This window comes from Thiolapillus sp. (genome assembly GCF_048562965.1).
In the GTDB taxonomy this organism is placed as follows: Bacteria; Pseudomonadota; Gammaproteobacteria; order Chromatiales; family Chromatiaceae; genus Thiolapillus; species Thiolapillus brandeum_A.
On record NZ_JBHNMF010000489.1, the window covers coordinates 1 to 2,479 of the forward strand.

A 2,479-nucleotide genomic window follows, 5' to 3' on the forward strand; every position below is an offset into this window, starting at 1 on the left:
AGGGACGAGTACTCGGAATGGCTGCGACTCGCGGTTGGAAGTATCGAGAGTGATGCGTCGTTTGCTTTGTTTGCGATCAGAAAATTGGATGCGCAGGAAGGGCAGGTTGTCCCTTATTTCGATGCTGGTGGCAATCCTACATTTCGGCCGCCTCAAACCTTGGGGAGTGAGGATCTGGTCTATTCCTTGATTTCCAATATCGTCAGAGGTGACTCATCCCGCTTCCTTGATCACCCTGGCCTGGATCAGATGCGTGAAGAAGGAGTGAGAAATGTCGTACTCATTGACGATTCGATTGGCAGCGGCGATCGGGTTACGAGTTTTATGCGCTCTATGATGCAATCTAAGTCGCTCCTGAGTTGGTGGAGTTATGGGCTGATACGGTTCACAATCGTATCCTATGCAAGGACCAGAGAGGGAGAGAAGGTGGTCGTTCGCTCTATGGTAGGTTCTAATCATCCAAAGAGAATATTTCCGAAGGCGACGAAGATTGGTTTCAAGAGCGAAAGAGTCTATGCAGGTTCAGATTTAAAGCTACGATGGGGAAAAAGGTATGAGGACATCTTGCATTTGTGCGAATCCGTGAAGAAAGTAGATCGAATGTTTAGGCTTGGATATGGTGGGATAATGGCCAATCTCGTTTTTCATCATAGTGTACCAAACAATATACCCGGAATACTGCATCGAAGCAGCCAGAGATGGACGGCATTGTTCCCCAATCGCTCTCTACCCGAGTGGATCATTGAATTGTTGGAAGAGGAAGGATGGAGTGCTGGAGGGTCTGCATGGGAGAAGCTGTCTCAGCCTATGGTAGAACTGCTATTGTACGTCAAGAAAGGTGTAAGGAACTGGGCTGTGCTTGCTCAGCGCATGGGACGGGATGAGGACTACATCGAATCTCTTGTCGCTCAGGCGGTGGATCTGGGTCTGATCTCTGACAAGGGTAGGATCACTATATCGGGTATGGATGCCTACTACGCAAATACGCGACAGATAAAGCAAAAAGCATATGACTATTCATTGTATTTTCCAAGTTCATGGTGTGCCGGTTGGTAAACCGTCCAGCCGTCGAGGGGGGTGATGCTGGTTTTTTCACCTGCTTCTCGACAGATCCCGCCGATGATTCATCGGTGGGTGGGGAGGTCGGACAGGCCTCTCTGGAAGAAACCGACGTTAAGGCTCTGCCCTTCAGTGCCGAGGCCGAACAGCCATCGGTGTCTCGGAAGCACCTCGGCACTGATGGTCCTTCGGGCCTGAAGGAGTAGTGGATGGAATCCTGGTCGGCACACCACCTATATCAAGAAGCCTGCGCACCACTAGGGGAAGAGGCCGCGCAGGATATCAGGCGCTATGCAATGTCTCTACAGGAGAAAAGGCTTCCTGTCGTCTTTACGTTGAAACATCTTGCGAAGATAACCGATACCGATTATCGGGTACTGCACACCACCGTGGCGAGGAGACGAGAAGACGAGAACTACAGATTGTTCGCTGTGAAGAAGAGGTCTGGAGGACGGCGATTTCTCCATGCTCCATGTGGGACACTATCGATCGTTCAGGAATTCCTGAACAGTGAGATATTGCAGAGGATATCTCCTCATCCTGCCGCCTTTGCATTCTATCCTGGCGGAGGGATACGGGAATGTGCACAGCGGCACTGTGATGCCAAATGGTTGTTGCATTTCGATCTCAAGGATTTCTTTCATCACGTGACCGAGGTGGAGGTGTTCGAGATCTTCAAGAGTTTGGGGTATAGGCCACTTCTCGCATTCGAGATGTCGAGGATATGTACGACTACGAAGTTACCCCGGAGATTGAGTAAATTGTGCAAATTTCCAAAATCCTATAGAGACCCGGATGAAAATTTCCCCTATCCAGTCTCACGTTGGGGCGTGCTCCCGCAAGGGGCTTCGACCAGTCCTATGTTGAGTAATCTCGCCGCCCGAAGTCTCGATGATGAATTGTCTACGTATGCGCGGAGCAACGGTTTCGTCTATACCCGTTACGCAGATGATCTGACGTTCTCCGCAGCTCGATTGCCGAAAGGTAAGTCTATTTCCCGGATCAGAAAGGAGATCGTCGGATTGGTCGTGGAATGCGGATTCGTCGAGAACAAGTCGAAGTTCAGGGTTTCTGGGCCTGGGTCGAGGAAAGTGGTTCTTGGCCTCTTGGTGGATGGAGAAAGACCGAGGCTCACGAAAGCCACTGCCAAGCGCATAGACCGTCTGCTGCATGCGATCAGTAAGTATGGATTGGTTGAAGTCTCTAGGCATGAGAGATTCGATTCCGCATATGGATTCTACAATCACATCTCTGGTTTGATCGCGTACACCAAAGATGTCGATGTTGGGCGCTGGGAAGACTTCAATGGGCGATTTCAGAAGATTCCATCGCCAATCTCATGAATGGCGCTGTGAATCATGAATGGTGTGGCATATCACGAATGGGGTTGCTAAATGAATGAAGCATCCGTATCCAGCCA

General features: G+C 50.2%; 2 protein-coding genes. Both read left to right on the top strand.

Annotation, left to right across the window (positions count from 1 at the left end; genetic code table 11):
* Positions 1-1,056: phosphoribosyltransferase-like protein (locus tag ACOCD2_RS16725; protein WP_419625803.1), on the top strand; the 1,056-nt coding region annotated here is incomplete at its 5' end.
* Positions 1,057-1,268: 212 nt separating this feature from the next.
* Positions 1,269-2,402: a reverse transcriptase family protein gene (locus tag ACOCD2_RS16730; protein ID WP_293647654.1), complete on the top strand. Its 1,134-nt coding sequence runs from the start codon at positions 1,269-1,271 to the stop codon at positions 2,400-2,402.
* Positions 2,403-2,479: the final 77 nt, after the last annotated feature.

Coding starts and splice junctions, on each gene's coding strand:
- ACOCD2_RS16730 (WP_293647654.1), top strand. CDS start 1,269: ATGGAATCCTGGTCGGCACACCACCTATATCAAGAAGCCTGCGCACCA.